Raw genomic sequence first — 18,553 nt, forward strand, 5'->3', positions numbered from 1 at the left:
GGTTCACTACTGCTCATGGGTGTGCAATCTCCTGTCGTGCCCTCTCAGGTTAAACGTTCACAGAAGGGCGTCTCACCACAGGCTGACAGAGAGGGTGCGGGCACAGCGCGGCGACCTGCTCATCGAGGCCGCCCCGGGCAGCGCGGACGACGTCCTCTCCAGCGCGGTTGCCTGCTACGAGGCCGGCTACCCGGTGGAGCTGGTGGTGCTGGCCGTACGGGAGGCGGACAGCCGTCTGTTCACCGCCCTGCGTTACGCCCGCGCCCTGGAAGCCGGAATCACCGGACGGTTCACCTCCCGTGCTGGGCACGACCGCTGCTACCAGGGCGTCGCCGACGTCGTGGCGGCCGCCGAGACCCATCCGGCAATCACCGCCGTGACGGTGATCCGCCGCGACGGCAAGGCCCTGCTGCGCCAAGAGCAGCCCGCCACACCCGGACGGGCCTCGTGGGCGCTGGCCGCCGAACGAGCGCGCCCCTACACGGAGCAGGAAGCCGCCCAGTTCATCAGGCTCTACCAGGGGCTGCGGCGGGCCCTGCCCCAGCACCGTGCGGAACTGGACGACATCGCCGCCCTGGCCCGCCCGTTGATGCCCGCCCACCTGCAACCGTCACGGATCGGCGTGCACCGCCCCGCCGCACCGCTGCTGCCCACGCCGCGGCCCGGCTACCGGGACTCATTCGCAGCGCACCGGCGTTCACGCCGTGGTGAAGCGAATCTGGACCTGGCGATCGGAGCGTAGCCGAATCGTTTCCAGCGGAGCTGGATTCGGTTGATCCGTCCGGGGGGCTGTCAGTGACTGGTGTTAGCGTCCGGATCATGCAGCTTCGGTATGCCTTCCGCCTCGATCCGACACCGGGTCAGCGCGTCGCGCTGGCCAGGGCGTTCGGGTGTGCGCGGGTGGTGTACAACGACGCGATCGCGGCGCGGGAGCGTGCGCGGTCGGCAGGAGAGGCGTTTCCCACCGCAGCGGTGCTGTCGAAGACGCTGGTCACCGAAGCGAAGAAGACCCGTGAGCGGCACTGGCTGGACGAGGTGTCGGCTGTGGTGCTGCAGCAGTCGCTGCGGGATGCGGAGAACGCGTACCGGAACTTCTTCGCCTCCCTGAAGGGAGCCCGCAAAGCGGCGCGGGTGGGCGCGCCGCGCTTCAAGTCCAGGAAAGACGCCCGGCAGGCGATCCGGTTCACCCGGAACGCCCGCTGGAAGATCACCGAGGCAGGGCGACTGCTGCTGCCGAAGGTCGGCGAGGTGCGGGTGCGCTGGTCGCGTGTCCTGCCCTCGGTCCCGTCCAGTGTGACCGTGATCAAGGATGCGGCGGGCCGGTACTTTGCCTCCCTGGTCATCGACACCAACCCGGCCGTGGATCTGGAACGGATGCCCCACGCCGAGACGAGCATCGGCATCGACCTCGGGCTGAGTCACTTCGTCGTCCTGTCCGATGGCACGAAGATCGACAGCCCGAGGTTTCTGCGCCGTGCGGAGAAGAAGCTCAAAAAGGCCCAGCGGGAGCTGTCGCGCAAGCAGAAGGGATCGAAGAACCGCGAGAAGGCCCGCCTGAAGGTCGCCCGCGCTCACGCGCACGTGGCCGACGCGCGCCGCGAGTTCCATCACCAGCTCTCCACCCGGCTGATCCGCGAGAACCAAGCAATCGCCGCGGAAGACCTGGCCGTGAAAGCACTCGCGCGCACCCGACTGGCCAAGAGTGTGCATGATGCGGGCTGGTCCCAGTTCGTGAACATGCTCGCCTACAAGGCCGCCCGGTACGGGCGCACGTTCGTCAAGATCGGACGATTGGAGCCCACCAGCCAGGTGTGCTCCACCTGCGGCCACCCGAACGGACCCAAACCCCTCGACGTGCGGAAATGGACTTGCACGGCCTGCGGGAGCGTCCACGACCGCGACCACAACGCCGCGATCAACGTCCAACAGGCCGCCGGACTGGCGGTGACAGCCTGTGGAGCGCCGGTAAGACCAGAACCCGTTCTGGCGCAGCGCGATGAAGCAGGAAGCCACGGAAGCCCGCCCGATGCCCATGCCGCGTAGCGGCACGGCACCGAGCGAGCAGGCCAGAATCTCCCTTCTTGAGGGAGAGCAAGTCAAGACTCCAGCTGCCTCAGCCGCGCCGCATAGAGCGCGGCCAGGCGGTCCTCCTCCGCCGGGTCGGCGTCCTCGAGCCGCTGAAGGTCCTGGTAGGCGGCCGTCCGGTCGCCCGTCAACTGTGCAATCCGGTCCTCATCCGGCAGCGGCGTCCTGCGTTCGGCAGCGATCTGTTCGGTGTACCAGTGCACCACCTCCTGCACGATGTCGACGGCCCGCTGGGCCTCGCCCTTCTTCAGGCCGGAGAAGTCGGACTCGTCTGGTGTACCGGGCACGGCAACCCCCTTGATCTTGATCTTGAATGGGAGTGGCCATTGTCCTCCCCGCCTGCCACCGAACCAGTGGCCACCTGCGCAGCGTCGTACACGACGGGCCGAAAACCGTCGCCGAGGGAGTGGTGAGAGGAGGGGCGGACTCCCCAAGTGATGCCGGACAGGCATAGGTTGGGCTCTCAAGTGATCATCTTTCGGGGGTGGGTGTGACCGGCGGCCGGGATCTGAGGGCCCTGTTCAGCACGAACGACAGCAGCGTGACGGCCGTCGAGGCGTTCACCAACCGGGCCATGCAGTGGGAGGCGGTCGCGGCCGCACTCACTGAGCACCTCCAGCGCATCAGCGCCCCCGGCTTCACGGTCGAAGACCTCGAGGCGCCCCGTAACCACGTGCTCGTCTTCCACGGGGTCGGCGGCATCGGCAAGACGACCCTGTCCCGGAAGCTGGAGACGGCGCTCGCCGACGCAGGAAGCAGGCCCGCCCAGTGGGGCGAGCCCGGCTGGCCGGCTGACCGGATCCTGCCAGTGAGGATCGACCTCGCCCGCTCCGCCGGCACTGACTTCGAGCAGATCGTGCTGACGATCCGGGCGGCTCTTACTCGGATCGGGCGTCCACTGCCCGCCTTCGACCTGGCATTGCGCCGCTACTGGGAAGCGAACCATCCCGGCGAACCCCTGGAGGAGTATCTGCGCCGCGGCGGACTCGGCTCCCGGTTTGGGCAGGCGCTGCCGCAGCAGATGCAGTCCGCGCTCGCCGATGTCGCCCAGGCGCTCATGCTCCCCGGCACGGTCGGCTCGGTCGTCGGCCAGATCACCGGCTCACTCGTGCACGCGCTGCGCGAACGCCGCCAGACCGTACGGGCGCTGGCCAACTGCGCGCGGCTGGCGGATCTCCTCGAGGCCGAACCCGACCTGGACACGCTGTCCTTCTACCCGCACCTGCTGGCGTGGGAGCTCGCCCGCCTCCCCGAGGGCCGGCGCGTCGTCCCGGTCGTCCTGCTCGACACGTTCGAGGACATCGGCGACCGCACCCGCCGCGATCTGGAGAGGCTGATCCAGAGGACGGTGTGGCTCATGCCGAACGCCTTCTGGGTGATCACCGGACGCTCCCGCCTGCAGTGGTCCGATGCAGCCCTGCAGGGCCAGCTCGACTACACCGGCCCCGCCGCTTGGCCCGGACTCGTACTCCCGGCCGTGCCCGCTGCCCGCACCCCCGCACAGGCCGGCGCGGCACGGCAAGTCCTCATCGGCGACTTCTCCCCCGAGGACTGCGACGACTACCTCGCCCGCCGCCTGAAGCGCGACGGCCAGCCCCTCATCAGTGAGGACATCCGGCAGGTGATCACCGCCAGATCGCACGGCCTGCCGCTGTACCTCGATCTGTCGGTCGCGCGGTTCCTCGAACTGCGCCGCAGCGGCCACACGCCCCAACCGGCCGACTTCGACCACGATTTCCCAGCCCTGGTCTCCCGCACCCTGTCCGACCTCACCCCCGACGAACGGCACATTCTGCGCTCGGTGAGCCTGCTGGACGCCTTCGACGTGCCGCTCGCAACCCGGGCCGCCGGCCTCACCCACGAGGCTCCCGCACTGCGGCTGACCGAGCGGCCCTTCATCCGGGAAAATCCCTTCGGCCTGTGGCCGTTCCACCTCCACGGCCTGATCCGCTCCGCCGTACGCAACGCCGATGCCACCACCGACGACCGCTGGACCGACGGCGACTGGCACCAGGCCGCCCAGCGCGCCTTCACCGCCCTGGGCGAACAATGGCAGGCCGCCCCCGGCCCGGACCGGCTGCGGCTGATCGCGTGCCTGCGCCAAGGACTGCGCCTCGCCCGCGACCACCGACTGAACCTCGACTGGCTCACCGCCGCCGCATGGACGTACGTGAGCGACTCCGTATGGGAACCCCTCGCCCCGCCCGAGGCCGGCGCGGGACTCGACACGGCCGCCGACGCCCTGGTCGAACTGCTCAGCGCCCTCGCCCGTCGCCAGCACGAACACCGCACCCGCACCGTCGCCCGGCTGACGACCGTGCTCGACACCCGTCTCCTGCCTGCCGAACTCGAGGAGATGGCCCTGTACTACCGGGCCAAGGCCTACCGCGACATCGGACACGGCCAGGAATCACGCCGCGGATACCAGCAGGTCGCCGACGGCAACGGCCGCCTGGCTCCCGCTGCCCGGCGCGGCCTCGCCCAGGCTGCCCGGCTTGCCGGCGACTTCCCCGCCGCGCACGCTGCCGCACAGACCCTGGGATGGGAAGGACGCCACCAGCGCGTCCTGGGCGACCTGTGGTGGCTGCAGGGAGAACCGGAACGCGCGGCCGCCGCCTACCTCGCCGGGCGCACGGAAGCCGAACAGCATGCCAAATCCGGTGAAGCCGCACACAACCAAGCCCTGCGCGCCCTCGCCGTCGCCTTCTACGACCCCCGCCAGGCCGGCGACGAAATCGATCTGGCCCACCAGCTCCTCGCCAACCTCGACCTGCGCGCCACCACCATCAACGCGGCCATCGCCGCCCTGATCCGTGACGCCGGAAATCCCGCGCTCGACGACCGCATTCACACCCTGCGCGCCGAACTCGACATCGCCGGCCTCACCTCCATGATCCCCACCCTCGATCTCGCCGCGGCGTTCCACCAGGCCGTACTCGACGACCACGAGGCTCTTTCCGCCACCCTTTCCCGGCTGCGTGAACAGACCCAGAACGGCGACTACGCCTACTACCTGGACATCGCCCAGTACATGGCCGACCTGCCCCGGTCACAGGTGTCCGGCGCCCGCTGGCTCGACGGCGAACCAGCCACCCGTCAGCGGTGGCGCGCCCTGGTCACCGCCCGCCGCAACCACCTGGGCATCGACCAGCCGTGATCCGCGCGTCGCCGTCTCGTTTTCCATACCCGCCCTGACAACCGTCTGCGGTCGGCGCCGGGAGACCCGCCAGGCCGAAGGTCAGGTCGGGTTCAGTGGAGTAATGCCGGTGCCCGCGTACAGCTCGGGTTGCAGCGACAGGACAGTGAGTGGTTCCCCCGCCTTCACCGCGTGCCAGGCGATCGCTGCCGCGTGCGCCACCGGCCAGTCGACGTTTGTCCAGTCCATCGCATCCACCGCGTGCGCCGCGTGCGCCGCGGTGAACGGCACGTTCTCCGCGAACCGCAGGGTCGCCGCGTGCTTGCCGGCACCGGCGACCTGCCGTTCGGCGGCCAGTACGGACAGCGACGGGATGATGACCCGGCCAGTGCCGCGCGAGGCCTCGATGTAGAGGCCGGTGAAGAAGGGATCCGCGCGATACAGGGCGGCCAGAGCGGTGTGGTCGAGGACGGCCGTCAGGTTCATGCGGCGGCGCTGCCCTGGTGGGCGCGGATCTTCGCCCAGGCGTCCTGGCCGGCCTGCTGGACCTGCTCGGTGTACTCGATGCCGAGCTCACGGGCAGCTTCGAAGGCTCGCTGCTCCCGCTCGGCCGCTGTGAGCTCGCGGGTAGCGAGGTCCTCCAGCAGTTCCGTGATGGTGGTGCCGCGCTCCTCCGCGAGGATGCGCAGCCGGTCGCGCACTTCCTCGCTGGTTTTGATGCTTGTCGGCTTGCTCATAGAGCGATTCTACCGCCGGTAGACATGATGGGGATCACGTCTTCGAGCGCGCCGTCGGCGCAGCTGGGGCCCACCAGAGGCGGCTCCCGAATGGCGGGACGACCTGGAGACGGCATGGCTCCCCCATCGGCCCAGGGGCGGGATGTCAAAGGCTGATCCCGCCATGCGGCCGATTCCAGGTGCTGTCACCTGGGCGGGGCCGCGCCGTCCCTCCCGGCCTCCCCACGGGAGGGCCGACGGCTGCGCAGACCCCGCGCCGTGGGCGCCCTCTACACGCTTGCCGCGCCGATGCGGCGTTTGGCCCGCTCGACCTGGCGCAGCAGCAGGTCCGCGAACTGGATGATCTCTGCTGCCTCGATCGGGTCGTCGAAATCGACGGTGCGGTGGCTGGCGGGGTTCTTGTATGCGCCCATGGCGCCGGCGAACAGGTTGGCGGTAGCCGCCTGCTCCCCGCCCTCGGCTTCAACGTCGGCCAGCGCGCCGCCGACCTTGCCGTTCTCATGAGGTCGGAACGCCTCCCGCATCAGCTTTACTCCGACCAGAGAGTTGTCGAGTCCGGAGGCGTCGCGGACGGCGACCTCAACCGCCTTCATCGCGGCGAAGCACGCCGTCTCGTAATCACCCAAGTCGAAGTTGGTGCGCACCGTGTCTTCCAGGGCCGGGTGAAGCGGACCGGACAGCCGCTCGCGGGCCTCGAACCGCGTGATGCCCTGCGGGTCCTTCACCAAGTCCATGCCGTCGCCGGAGACTCGGCGGAACGCATCGGACTGGCTGGGTTCCCGGGACAGCAGCGCCTGCGCCTCCAGCCAGCACCAGGCGTCGGACAGCCGGTTCACGAGCGCGTCCGCATCCGGCTCTTCCTGGAACGCCTGCCGCGCGGAACTCATCGTGCCCACGTACTGCAAATATCCGGTGCCGCTGGCCAAGTGCCGCAGAAGAAGGAGCGCGACATCCCGCGTGGGCAACTGCCGGATCTGTTCTGCTGGAACCGGCGGTATGTACCTGAAGTTCATGGGGCCACACGCTACGACGCGGCACTGACACTCTTGGTCTGCTTTTCCGTGTCGTGTCGCCTTGACCTGATATGGGCTGGTGCCTTTGGATCAGCGCGGGCCTGTGAACGCCCGGCCGCGCGACGGATGACGCCCCCGCAAGCTCCGTTGCCGAGGACCGGCCAGAAGTGTCACCACCCACGGCATCGGATGCACAACCACGCAGACATAGCGCTGATCGACGGGGGCCGGCCGGCGCGGAACAGGCATCGATGAGCCACCAGACAGCTCTGGCCGCCACTGAGGACCGCCGTCGCTGCACGGGCGAATCCCATCAATCCCTGCACTCGCTGGTCAGCCCCGCCGGAGAAGCGCTGGCCATCCCCGCGGCGCGCCATCCGGAGCAGGCGGAGCTGGAGGCCGCCGTGTTCCTCGCCACCTGCAAGATCGGCGGAGTTTCGCAGGATCCCCTGGGGATCATCAGAGTCCGGCCAGAACCAGAGCTGCTCGGCATTCGGATGCTGGCCGAACCGTACGTGATCCGGTACTGGGCTGACATGCTGCTTCCCCGCTCGGTCGCGGACGACAGCAGTGACCCCCACAACCGTGTCTCCGGTGTAGCCGGCCTCCGCTATCGCCGCGAGCGGGGCGGCATCTGCCTGTACCGCCCGGGAACACCGGCCCGCATCCTGCTCACCGGCTTCAACCCCCGATGGTGGGAACGCGTCACCGACCTGCTGCGCGACGACTACCAACTCCTGCAAGACCACTCAAACTGGACCCCGGACGAACGAGCGACCCACACCGCAGCCAGCGCCTTCCCAGTAAAACCGGCGCCCATCTTCTCCCCTCTGCTGCGCCGCATCCGTGCTACCGCAGGACCGGGAGAGATCAACGCAACCGACGCATGGAGCTCCATGGGCGGCTTCCGGCTGGAGGCCACCGACGGCCCGCCCTGCCCCCATCTGGTCCGCCTTCTTGGTGACGGGCCGACCGGGCTGGGCTGGGAAGTCGATTACAAGACGTGCACCTGTCTGTGCGATCACATCCGCGGCGGCTGCAATATCGACTTCCGAGACCCGGCCACGGGCTACTTCCTGTACTACTCGAACGGGAAGTGGGGCCGCACCAACGACGACCGGCACCGCAGCTTCATGGCCGACGCGAACCGCGACGCCTTCACCCGCTGACCACTGAGCAGAGCACAGCAGCCACATATCGAGTCAACGGTTGGCCGGGTGACAGCGGTGGCCGCTGCCACCCAGCAGCACGGTGATCTACTCGGATTCGAATTCCGCCTGCAGTTTGAGGATGTTGGCGTTCTCCATCAGGGTGCGCACCTTGTCGTCGGGGTAGCCGTCGGGTCGCTTCGCGTGGATCTCGACCGTGATCTCGATCTCGGAACCGATCAGGTCCAGGTGCGGAAGGATCTCGATGGCGTACTTGCTGGCGTTCTTGCTGTACTGCTCCGGTGTCAGTACGGCACGCGCGAAGAACCGGGTGTTGGGGACCGCCGTTGGGCCGGTCGGCTTCTGGTCCTCCGCGCTCTGTCCATCTGGGCCGAGCGACCCGCCGGGTCCGCCGGCGCTCACGCTGCTGGTCGCCGTGTGTGCGGGGGTAGTCTCGTCGGCCGCCTGCGTCTTCGCCGCTGCTTGGGCGTCTGCTTCGCGCTGGCGCAGTGCCAGGTCGGGCCTGACCAGAAGGGTGGCATCGGTGATTTGGCCGAAGCGTGCGTTGCCGCCCGGCAGCACCAGCCCGGAGTACCGGCCGGTGGCCTCGTCGTAACCGGTGGCGAGTGCGAAGCCTTCCCGCTCCCAGTCGATCATGTGCAGGACGTCCTCGATGCCGCGGTCGAGTACGGAACGGTCCCGAAGCCGGTTCATGTAGGGGTAGCGGGTGTGCAGGTCCCACATGCGCTTCACGGTGATATGGCCGTCCTGCTGCCAGATGGAGGAGAGGGGGCCGGTGAGTTTCTGGTGCAGCAGCGCCGGCGCCTGCTCGACCCACAGCAGTGCCTCGCGCTTGAGGCGGTTGGCGGTGCGCACAGCGAGGTCCGGTTTGCCGGTCTCAACCTTGATGGCCTCCCACTGCACGGGCCGGGCGGGGTCTTCCCGCTGTTCGGGGATGAGTGCCCACTGGTACGTCAGGCTCAGCCGCAGTTCGACCTTTTCGTCGGTCTGGCTGCGGCGGGACTCGGCCTGGCGGCGCTGGCTCGCGGTCAGGTCGAGCTCGTCGGCCCGGCTCAGGACCTTCTGCCACCCCAGGTACTCCCGGGCAGCCTCCATGAGGCTGTCGAGTTCCTTCTGGTCCGGTGCGAGGAAGACGAGCATGTTCCGGCAGTTGCGCTGGGCGGAGCCGCGCGAGCCGAGTGCTTCGGCAGCGAAGCGCATGGCCGGGCTGTCGTCCTTGTTCCGGGCGTGCGGGTGCTGCGGGTGGAGGAGCACCAGCCGGGTCTCGGGGTCGTCCGGGATGTCGCTGCTGTGCTGCGGGGCGAGGTGCACGCCGGCGAAGTCGCCGGGGCGGCGCTGAGTGGGGGCCAGGCGTCGGACCAGTTCCGCCCACACGTCCTCGGGGCGTTCGACGAGGCGGTCGGCTTCGTCCTTCGCGATCCGGGTGACGCTGGCCTGGGTGTCGTACCAGTACCGGTTGCCTTCGGAGTAGAGGTAGGTGGAGCGGTCGGCGAGGGTGTTCAATGCGGTGCGGAAATTGCCCATGGTGTCACCGGGCATGGCCATGCCCAGGCGCACGTAGGGGTCGCTGAGGCCTTTGGTGGCGGCCTTCAAGGTGGCTGCCGAGCCCAAGAAGACGGTGCGGGCGATCCTCCGGGTGACCATGCGGTCACCGAGGTACGGCTTCTCCTTGTCGATCTGCAGCGGGGTGGAGTCGGTGCCGTCGACGTCGGTGTCGAGGATCGGCTTCCAGCGGTCCTCCAGGTACTGGGTGAGTTCGCTGGCGACGTGCTGGTCGGCGAGCGGGATGTCGCCGGGCATGATCATGGGGCTCTGGTTGCCGTCCCGCCACAGGGCGTGGATTACCGCGCTCATCAGCCGCAGGACACCGCGGGTGCGCTGGAAGCGCTCCAGGGTGGACCAGTCCTCGTACAGCCGGGCGAACAGCTCCGGGTGGATCGGATAGGCGGCCTTGATGCGCTTCTCATAGTCGGTGCTGTCCACGCCGGACGGGAAGTCCGCCTTGTGGTTGGCGTAGAAGCGGGTGAACACTCGGGCGGCCTTGTTGATCTCGACCTGGGCCTCGCCGCGCTGCGGCTCGAACAGCCGGCGGCGCACGATCTCGAACGACTCATCCGCGTTGGCCGGTCGCCACGGATCGGCCTTGCGGCGGATGATGTTCTGCAGCCGGTCTAGCGCATGCTGGCCGGCTGGGCCGCCAACCTCGGTGTCCTGGCCGGCGCCGGTGCCGTCGTCGGATGCCGGGATAGAAACGACGAGCTGGGCGCCGGAGACGGCTTCGACAGCCTCGGTGAGGTTCTGCGCGAAGGTGAAGTGCGTCTCGAACGAGCCCGCGGGCAGGTTCTCGGTGTCGTAGAGCTGCCGGGCGTAGGCGACCCACTCGTCGACGAGGATCAGACATGGGGCGTACGCGGCGAGCAAGTCTTGCAGGGCGGCGCCCGGATTGGTACCGGTACGGTCGGCCGCGGCGACCAGGTCGTACCCGGTCCGGCCGCCCAGCTGCCAGGCCAGCTCGCCCCACAGCGTGTTCACCCTCGTGCCGTCGACTTTGACCTCGGGCTGGCCAGGGCTGAGCGCAGTACCCACCAGCACGACGCGGCGCACCGGCTCGGAGGGAAGACCTCCGGGGTGGGCGTCGATGAGCTCATGCACCTCCTGCGGGAGCCGCTGCGGCTGCAGTCCCGGGCTGAACAGGTGGTACAGGGCGAGCATCGAGTGGGTCTTGCCGCCACCGAAGTTGGTCTGCAGGTTGACCGTGGGCGGCGCGTTGTGATCCCCCGCGATCCGACGCAGCGACTTGCCCAGCAGATCCCGCAGGCCCTCGGTGAGGTACGTGCGCTGGAAGAACTCCACCGGGTCGGTGTACTCCGGAGCGCCCTCACCCTGAGCGACCTGGGCGAGGTTAGCGGCGAATTCCGAGGCGTTGAAGTCGCCACGGGCCACATCCGCGTGCGGGACGAGCACCTCCCGCCACGGCTTGAGGCCCTCCGCGGGCACGCCGGGCGCCACGGTGATGTCGCGCGCGGCCCGGCGCGTCTCGGCCTCGATCATGGCGCGCTGGTGTTCCAGGCGGGAGCGGCGCACCTGGTCCACCAGGTCCTTGTGCGCGCCGACAGCCGTGAGGAGGCGTTCGGCGGTGTCCAGGGCGCGAGCGGTGTCGTCGGCATTGAACGGGGTGTTGTGGGCCCAGTTGTTGCGGACGTCGTTCAGCTCTCCGACGTAGTTGCGGGCCGCGGGGGGCAGCGCGTGCCGGAAATAGGAGGCCCAGTTCCGCAGGATCACCTGCATGAGGAACTGCGGGTCCTGCTTAGACAGGATCGAAAACCCCCCCTCACGGGCATGGGCAACAGCGTCGTCGAACCAGCCCTCGCCCTGCCGCCTCGTCATCTCCCGGTCGACCAGCGGCAGCAGCCCTTCCGGCAGCAGTTCGATCATGCGGCCGATCCGGTCGCGGTTACTCATCGCCATTGGCTAGTCATCCCTGCCCATCGTCTTCGTCGTATCACCGCACGCTGTGCGGCCGTCCCGCACAGCCCACCCCTCGCCTGGTGCACGTCAGAACAACAGGTCCTCCTCGTCGCCCTCGCTGCCACCGCCGAACACCAGCGACGCCTGCGTCGGCGCGGCGCCCTGCCTTTTAGCGGCGCGCGCCGCCGTCTGCAGATCCGGCCAGGAGCTCACGAGGTTGTTGAAGCGTCGGGCGCTGTCCGACCAGCCCTTGCGCTCGCAGATGTTGTAGAGCAGGTAGGCGAGTTCCTTGATCGCGTCGTCGTCGATTAGGGTCTGCGCGCGCGCCAGCAACGCTCCTGCCGCATCCACACCGCTTCCCGCTCCCTTGCCTTCCAGCACGCGGGTCAGGTGCATTGCCACCTCCCAGACGGAGATGCGGTGGTCCGCGACCGGATCGTAGAAGGCCGGCAGCTCCTCGGGACGGGGCATCACGGCTTTGCCCGCCCGCGCCTTAACCACACCCGCGTCCTCCAGGCCATGAACCGAGGTATTCAGCGCGTTCGCCAGCAACTCGGCCTCACCGAACGGCCCCTGCTCCCACTGGTACTGCTCGAACCACCTCACGCACCAACGGGTGTCCGTGTCGAAGTCACCCTCTTGTTCGGAGAGCACTCGCGCCAACTCGTCGTTGATAAGTGCAAGAGCATCGCGTACTCGCATGGCCGAGCCGTCCGGCTCGGTCACTTTCGCGTAACGGGAGAACACCGCCATCCCTGGGCCGATCGCGGCCTGCGCCAGGTCCACGGCCGGGATCGAGCTCTGCTGAAGGTCCCTGAGCGCGCCTGGCAGCTCCTCACGCAGCGCCGCGATGAAGCGACGGCGGTCAATGGAAACCGCCGTCGCCTTCCGAGGACGGCAGATCATCACGATGTAGGAAGCGAGAGCGTTCGCCCCCTGGCCAATCTGGCGGGTGCTGTTGGTCGCGTGCAATGGCCAGGTACCGACCACGCCAATGCCGGTGGTGATCATCGCCTCAAGCAGCGCGTCCCATGCCGAGGACGCCATCTCGCCGTCTTTGCCTTCCTCTTGCCGATGGGCGTAGACCACGACCATCGGCAGGTCTGAACGGGACGCTTCCTTGAGCGAGGAGAAGACCTCCACGAAGCCGTCGATGAAGTACTGACGTGCCTGCTCTTGGCCGCCATGACGGTATCGGTTAGCGATCAGTTCGTCGGTCTTGGGCGTGGCCATCGTGCCAAACAGGTCTGGATGAATCCCGGCGGCCGCGCGCCGCAGCCACACGTAGAAGTAGTCACTCAAGTCGGCATAAGGAATCTGCGCGAAGTACGGCGGATCCGTGGCGACGAGTGCGCCACCCGGGGAGACGAGTGATCCGGCCTTCCGGGCATCGACCTGCCGCACCACGCCAGGACGCGAGGCCCGAGGGAGAGCCTTGAGCCCGCTGATCACTGCACTAATTTGGCCCAGCCAACTGCCTCCGGCCCCGCTGAACGGGTTTACCTCAGCAAAATCCCACAGCATGGGGATTGCCTGGCGCCCAAACCCAGGCTGAATCTTGGTCGTGCCAGTCTTCGAATCTAGCTTCCAACGCGTCTGAGACGAATTCGCCATGGCGAGTTTGCTGACGCAGATCGCAAGCACAGAGGCAATGGCCGTCGCTTGTGCCTCGTCACCACCATCGCGTTGCACCCACGCAGGAACCTGAGCCACGGCGTCAGCGAAGGCCCCCAGCATGTGCAGCTGTCGAGGGGTGTAGATGTCAGCCTGCCGCCTAAGCCCGTACAACGGAGGACTGAACTGCTTCGTGTTGTCCGCGAAAAAATCCAACTCCGGAATTTCGTCAGGTATGTCGATGCTGGCAGCGTCCGCCGTACTGGGCGCGGGAACGAACCGGCGTCCTGACGAGTCCTCTACGGCGATCGCGAGCATCTGCAGCCCCAGATGTCCGCCAGCGCCTGCCTTGCGCAGATACTTCTCGTCGACATCGGTCGCGCATGCAGGGCACGTGAACTTCCCTCGGCCGCCGCGCTTTGTTGGCTCAGGGATCTTGTCAGCGTTGCCAGCGCCAATCTCAAAACGGATCCCCCGGCCGCTCACAATCGGCTTGAGCCACGCTTCACGGCCTCTCTGCTTGCTCAACCAAGGTGAGCTGTAGAGGGGGAGTGGGATGGCGCAGGCGGGGTTGGGGCAGGGCACGGTCCGGGCCCACAGCCACGCGACGACCTCACCGTTGTCGACCGGCTTGTACAGGTGGCCGACCTGCTCACGGACCTGCCGTTCTACCAGACCTGCGTAGTGCTCGACGTCTGCGAGGAAGCCAGCCAGCGGGTCGCCGGCGATGCCCTCGATGCCTCCGCCCGGTCCAGTGATCGCCGGCTTGCCGAGCACGCTTGGCACCAGCTGCGTTTCGACCCGGGTGACTAGTGCGGGGACGGGGTTGAGGTCGCTAGCGACGGTGGGGAAACCGAGTCGCTGGGCTTCGACCAGGGTGGAGCCGCCCCCGCAGAACGGGTCGAGGACAGTGGGCAGCTCACCGTCCTGTTCGGCCAGCGCGGCGCGGGCCCTTTTGAGCGCCTCCTGTGAAGGGGCGGTGCCGTTGTCCGGCACGAGCCCCTCGATGATGTCCAGGAGTTCGGCTCGGCGTGCCGCGTCTCCGGGGTCGTCGATCGTCGCGGCGAAGAGCAGGGCTCGCCAGGCCGGGGCGGGCATGGGTGCGAACCATTTGTGGATGTTCTTGATGGTGCCGACCTTGCGGTCCTTGTCGGCCTTGCTTGCCTTGCTGATGGCCTCCAGAGGCAGGGCCACCTCGATGAGCTTCCGCTTGCGCGGCGTGGTTCCGTTGTTGTGCGCGCCGCTCACAGCGGGGCTCCTCCTTTGTTCCAGGCGTCCTGCCAGTCCAGGACAATTCCTTCGGCCCTGAGGTCGCCGAACTCCGTGTCGGCGAAGGCGTCGACGAGGTAGCGCGGCTCGTCGTGTTCGGGGCCGTTGGGGTGGACGGCGACCAGGGCGAGGCGGTGGTGTTCGCCGCGGTTCTTAGCGACGAGGACTTCGTTGCGGCTGACGTAGAACTCGACGGCGCCGAGGCGGCGCCCCTTGACCTCGATATGGACGAGGTGACCGTCCGAGGTCAGAGAGCGAATGTCGTAGCCGGGGTTGTTGTGGGCCATCTCTTCGGGGTGGCGGCCCAGTAGCTTCTCGGCGTTGAGTACCGCAGCGATGGCCCGGCGGTCGGTCTCGTAGCCGTCGGCCGCGTGCAGGCGGGCAACGGTGTCCGGTTCTGCATTGCCGAGGGCGCGGGCGAGCCAGCCCACGGGTACCACCAGCGCGCAGCCGGAGACGAGCGGGGGCTTGGGTTGGAGGGCGGCGTCCTTGTCTAGGTCGGCCAGGCGTTGGGCGCGCCGGTGTTCGAGCTCTTCGGCCCAGTTTCGGGCCTTGTCCGGCTTGTGACGTACTCGCTTGCCCGCGGCGAGGTCCAGCTCCAGCTTTCCGGCCTGCGCGTGCCAGTAGTTGATCTCTTGCTTGAGGCGCTGTTCGACTTGGCTGCGGGTGCGTTCGATGACAGGGAGGAGGCGTTCGCGAACTTGGAGCAGGTGGTCGGGGAGGGCTTGGCGGACGGCCCAGTCCAGGGCTGTGACTTCGCCACCTTGGTGGAGCCAGGCCTGGTCGAGGAGGGCTCGCGCTGCGTTCGCTTCGGCGGGGGTCGGCGGCCGGTAGTCCAGGTAGGGAGCGGGGCCAGCGTCGCGGGCGGTTCCGTCGGGCAGGAGTTCGGTGAAGGCAAAGCTGCGGTCCACGGGGTGGCGGTGGCCGTCCACGACCTCCTGTTCGAGGGCGACGAGGAGGCGGGGCTGTTCGCCTGCGTCGGCGGCGTCGACGAGTATGGCGCCGCGGGCGAGGAGGCTGGCGTGCTGGTCGATGACGTGGTCGAGGGTGGTGTCGAAGAGGGGGTGGCCGGGGGCGAGGAGGTCGGCGCGTGGCTTGCCGGGCAGGCTGATGCGGTCGCGGTCGAAGCAGACGCGCTCGTACTTGCGTTGTACGAAGCCGCCGAGGGCCGTATGTCGCTGGGCGGTGCGGAGGGCGACGGGGACGTGGGTGATCTCGAAGCGTCCGGCCTCGCGGGGCATGAGCCGGCCGCCGGCCCGGGCGAACGCGTCGCGGAAAAACGCCTGGATGTAGTGCGGGTGCAGGCGGCGGGCCTGCGCTTCCTCCATGCGCAGGCGGATCTTGTTGATGTCCTCCATGCCCATGACCTGGGCGTCCAGGGCGAGGCCCTTGATCAGTTCGACGGCGCGTTCGCCGACGCGGGCGTCGATGACCTCCTCGAGCTGGGCGCGGACTTCGGGGCGGTCCCCGTAGCGGATGGCGCGGACCAGTAGGTCGCGGAGCGGCTCGCCGTCGAAGATCTCGCCGAGGACGTTGTAGACCTTGCCGTCGTACGCCCGGTTCTGCTGCTCGATCTTGTCGAGGAGGCGTTGGAAGACCTGGCCTTCGCGGGTGTTGTCGGCGACGAGGTTCCATAGGTGGCAGACCTCGGTCTGGCCGATGCGGTGGATGCGGCCGAAGCGCTGTTCGATGCGGTTGGGGTTCCAGGGCAGGTCGTAGTTGACCATCAGGTGGGCGCGCTGGAGGTTCAGGCCTTCCCCGGCGGCGTCGGTGGCGACCAGCACACGGACGTCGGGGTCCTGGTTGAACTGGTCGCGGATGGCCCGGCGCTTCTCGCGCGGGGTCCCGCCGTGAATGGCCGCGACCGCGTCGGCGCGGCCGATGAGGGCGCGGATCTTGCGCTGGAGGTAGTCGAGCGTGTCGCGGTGTTCGGTGAAGATGATGATCTTGCGGTGGCGGCCGTCCGCGTCTCGCATGTGCTCGTCGTCCTGGAGCAGGGCGGACAGCTCCCGCCATTTGCGGTCCTCGCCGAGTGCGAGCACGCGGGTGGCCAGCCGTTCCAGCTCGGTGAGGCTTTGGATCTCGATGTCCAGTTCGGCGGCGGTGAGCGCGGCGGAGGCGGAGTCGACGACCTGCTCCTCCAGTTCTTCCAATTCGGAGCCGGTCAGGTCGTCGAGCTCCGCGTCCAGAGTCTCCTCGTCCACAGCGGCCGCCAGCGCGGTGGGGAACGGTGTCCCGTCGGCCAGGCCTGGTGCTGTAGCGGCTTCGAGTTCGGCGGCCTGTTTGGCGGCGAGCATCTCGTCGCGGCGGGCTTCCAACCGCCGGCGGCGGCGTTCGAGGGACTTCCAGATCGCCTCCGGGCTGGAGGCCAGGCGTCGCTGCAGGACAGTCAGCGCGAAGCCGACCCGGTTGCCCCGCTGGCCGTCGAGCCGCTCGGCGCGGTTCATCTCTTCGCGGACGTACTGGGTGACGCGCTCGTACAGCTCTTGCTCGGGCGGGGACAGCTCGTAGGGGACTGTGTAGGCGCGGCGCTGCGGGAAGAGCTTCTTCCCGTCGAAGGTGAGCAGGTCCTCTTTGATCATGCGTCGCATGAGCCCTGTGGCGTCGTGCTGGTGTACGCCGTCGCGGTACTTGCCGGCGAAGCGGTCGTCGTCCAGCAGGGCCATGAACAGCTGGAAGTCTTCCTCTTTGCCCGCGTGCGGGGTCGCGGTCATCAGTAGGAGGTGTCGGGTGAGCCGGCCGAGGAGCTTGCCGAGCGTGTAGCGCTTGGTGGTCTTCAGTTCCGTGCCGAAGTAGTGCGCGCTCATCCGGTGGGCCTCGTCCACCACGACCAGATCCCAGGACGATTCGGCCAAAGCTTGCTGCAGGTCGTCGGAGCGGGACAGGGCGTCCATCCGCGCGATCAGGCGCGGATGGCGGTCGAAGACGTTGCCGTCGATGGTGGCGTCCACCATCTGCTTGGAGAGCAGTTCGAAGTCCAGGCCGAACTTCTCGGTGAGCTCGTCCTGCCACTGCTCCACCAGGCCGCCGGGAGCCACGATCAGGCAGCGTTCCAGGTCGCCGCGCAGGGCGAGTTCCTTGATGTACAGCCCGGCCATGATGGTCTTGCCAGCGCCAGGGTCGTCCGCGAGCAGGAACCGCAGCGGTGTGCGGGGCAGCAGCTCGTTGTAGACGGCCTGGATCTGGTGGGGCAGCGGATCGAGGACGCTGGTGGACACCGCCATCATGGCGTCGCCGCGGGCGGCCATCCGGATGCGCAGTGCCTCGGCGGCCACGCGGAACAGTTCGGCGTCCGCGTCGAATCCGCGCCGCCCGTCTTCTGCCTGACTCGCGGTGAGCTGGGGCTCCTGGTCGCGGTAGAGGATGGTCTCCTCGACGGTGCCGTCCGCACGGCGGTAGGTCACCCGTGCCGCGGTGTTGCCGAACATCTGCAACGCCACCACCGTGACCTCGGCGCCCGGGGCCAGGCCGCCGACCACCGTGCCCGGGGTCAGCTCCTCAAGCCGCAGGTGGGTGGCGCTCGTCATCTTCTCCCCCTCCTCAACATCATGAAGTGCACCGTAGCCACCGCCGCCGACAATCCCCGATGGCTGCTGCTATGCGGCCGTGTAGAGACCACGCTCGATGCGGACCACCAAGCCGTCCTTGAGTAGGCCGTCCATATAGACCGAGACACCGCTGGCCTTGGAGGACTTTCCCGCGTCGGTCAGAGCTGCGGCGATGTCCTGCAAGGTCATGGGCTGTGATGCGGCCTTGAGGATGGCCACAATCGCCCGCGCCTTCGTCAGCGAGCCCAGGTCCACGCCCTGGTCTGTGGACGCGTCAGCTGCCGCGGCTGCCCGCTGCAGTGCCTTCTGCTGGGCCTGGAGGCCCTCGATCCGAGCGGTGAGTCGCACAAGGTCGTGCTGAGCCGCCTTCAGCTCGGCGGTGACCTGCGCCAAGTCTTCGTCGAGTCGCTCCATGACGCGAACATTAGCATCCTTCATTCAAGATATCTAAACTTTCTAAAAGCTCGCCGGTGGATGTACGCCGCGGGGAGGCGGGCGGCAGCATCGTTGGTTC

Annotated in this window: 12 protein-coding genes; 4 read left to right on the forward strand and 8 right to left on the reverse strand. The window is 68.2% G+C overall.

Annotation, left to right across the window (positions count from 1 at the left end; translation table 11 throughout):
- Window positions 1-19: 19 nt before the first annotated feature.
- Window positions 20-742, forward strand: a complete 723-nt coding sequence (locus ACZ3TS_RS26320; RefSeq protein ID WP_467622558.1) for a zeta toxin family protein — start codon at window positions 20-22, stop codon at window positions 740-742.
- A gap of 77 nt (window positions 743-819) precedes the next feature.
- Window positions 820-2,043 carry an RNA-guided endonuclease InsQ/TnpB family protein gene (locus ACZ3TS_RS26325; RefSeq protein WP_467622410.1) on the forward strand — a complete coding sequence of 408 codons (1,224 nt, stop codon included), beginning with the start codon at window positions 820-822 and terminating at the stop codon, window positions 2,041-2,043.
- A gap of 53 nt (window positions 2,044-2,096) precedes the next feature.
- Here the strand turns inward: ACZ3TS_RS26325 and ACZ3TS_RS26330 are convergent, their stop codons facing one another.
- Complete coding sequence (locus ACZ3TS_RS26330; protein ID WP_467622412.1) at window positions 2,097-2,372, reverse strand: hypothetical protein; 276 nt, start codon at window positions 2,370-2,372, stop codon at window positions 2,097-2,099.
- Between the two features lie 203 nt (window positions 2,373-2,575).
- On the opposite strand from ACZ3TS_RS26330, the gene ACZ3TS_RS26335 reads away from it, so the two are divergent.
- Window positions 2,576-5,242 (forward strand): ATP/GTP-binding protein, encoded by a 2,667-nt coding sequence (locus tag ACZ3TS_RS26335; RefSeq protein ID WP_467622561.1) that lies wholly within the window; start codon window positions 2,576-2,578, stop codon window positions 5,240-5,242.
- Between the two features lie 81 nt (window positions 5,243-5,323).
- On the opposite strand, the gene ACZ3TS_RS26340 is transcribed toward ACZ3TS_RS26335, so the two are convergent.
- From ACZ3TS_RS26340 to ACZ3TS_RS26350, 3 genes are all read right to left on the reverse strand, one after another.
- Entirely contained in the window at window positions 5,324-5,707 is a 384-nt protein-coding gene (locus tag ACZ3TS_RS26340; RefSeq protein ID WP_467622415.1) for a PIN domain-containing protein, read from the reverse strand.
- Entirely contained in the window at window positions 5,704-5,958 is a 255-nt protein-coding gene (locus ACZ3TS_RS26345) for a hypothetical protein (protein WP_467622418.1), read from the reverse strand. Before ACZ3TS_RS26345 ends, ACZ3TS_RS26340 begins: the two co-directional genes overlap by 4 nt.
- Window positions 5,959-6,227: 269 nt before the next feature.
- Window positions 6,228-6,884 carry a TIGR02391 family protein gene (locus ACZ3TS_RS26350; RefSeq protein ID WP_467622420.1) on the reverse strand — a complete coding sequence of 219 codons (657 nt, stop codon included), beginning with the start codon at window positions 6,882-6,884 and terminating at the stop codon, window positions 6,228-6,230.
- Window positions 6,885-7,138: 254 nt separating this feature from the next.
- On the opposite strand from ACZ3TS_RS26350, the gene ACZ3TS_RS26355 reads away from it, so the two are divergent.
- On the forward strand, window positions 7,139-8,140 hold the full coding sequence (locus tag ACZ3TS_RS26355; RefSeq protein ID WP_467622422.1) for a hypothetical protein: 1,002 nt from the start codon (window positions 7,139-7,141) through the stop codon (window positions 8,138-8,140).
- A gap of 87 nt (window positions 8,141-8,227) precedes the next feature.
- Here the strand turns inward: ACZ3TS_RS26355 and ACZ3TS_RS26360 are convergent, their stop codons facing one another.
- From ACZ3TS_RS26360 to ACZ3TS_RS26375, 4 genes are all read right to left on the reverse strand, one after another.
- Window positions 8,228-11,602: a DUF499 domain-containing protein gene (locus ACZ3TS_RS26360; protein ID WP_467622425.1), complete on the reverse strand. Its 3,375-nt coding sequence runs from the start codon at window positions 11,600-11,602 to the stop codon at window positions 8,228-8,230.
- 93 nt (window positions 11,603-11,695) lie between these two features.
- Entirely contained in the window at window positions 11,696-14,470 is a 2,775-nt protein-coding gene (locus tag ACZ3TS_RS26365; RefSeq protein ID WP_467622428.1) for a DUF1156 domain-containing protein, read from the reverse strand.
- Window positions 14,467-18,018 carry a helicase-related protein gene (locus ACZ3TS_RS26370; RefSeq protein ID WP_467622430.1) on the reverse strand — a complete coding sequence of 1,184 codons (3,552 nt, stop codon included), beginning with the start codon at window positions 18,016-18,018 and terminating at the stop codon, window positions 14,467-14,469. Before ACZ3TS_RS26370 ends, ACZ3TS_RS26365 begins: the two co-directional genes overlap by 4 nt.
- A 69-nt stretch (window positions 18,019-18,087) precedes the next feature.
- Complete coding sequence (locus ACZ3TS_RS26375) at window positions 18,088-18,453, reverse strand: hypothetical protein (RefSeq protein WP_467622432.1); 366 nt, start codon at window positions 18,451-18,453, stop codon at window positions 18,088-18,090.
- Window positions 18,454-18,553: the final 100 nt, after the last annotated feature.

Source organism: Streptomyces sp. NPDC022910 (genome assembly GCF_055561075.1).